This is a genomic window from Actinoplanes auranticolor, from assembly GCF_018332655.1.
GTDB lineage: Bacteria > Actinomycetota > Actinomycetes > Mycobacteriales > Micromonosporaceae > Actinoplanes > Actinoplanes auranticolor.
In genome coordinates, this window is sequence record NZ_BOQL01000121.1 from 1 (window position 1) to 426 (window position 426).

At 68.1% G+C, this 426-nt stretch carries 1 pseudogene; it reads left to right on the plus strand.

The window, feature by feature from the left end:
* A pseudogene (locus tag Aau02nite_RS45870) lies at positions 1-426 on the plus strand (amino acid permease); the annotation flags it as partial.

The following is a 426-nucleotide window of genomic DNA, read 5'->3' on the forward strand; positions in this document are numbered from 1 at the left end:
GCGACCGGCCTGCTCGGCTTCCCCATCGCGATCATCGCCGTCGCCGCCATCCTGATGATCTACGCCGTCGGCTACCTCGCCATGGCCCGGCACATCCCCAACGCCGGAGCCTTCTACGCCTACGTCGCCCACGGCATCGGCCGCCCGCTCGGCGTCGGCACCTCCTGGTTCGCCCTGGCCACCTACACCAGCTTCCAACTCTGCTGCTACGGCGCATTCGGCGCCGCCATCGGCGCACCCCTGCTCAGCGACTGGCTCGGCTTCGACGTGCACTGGTTCGTCCCCGCGTTCCTCGCCTGGGCCCTGGTCGCCCTGCTCGGCGCCAACGAAGTCAAACTCTCCGGCTACGTCCTGGTCTTCCTCGTCGTCGCCGAAACCATCCTCGTCGTGCTCTACAGCCTGGCCATCATGCTCACCTCCGGCTTC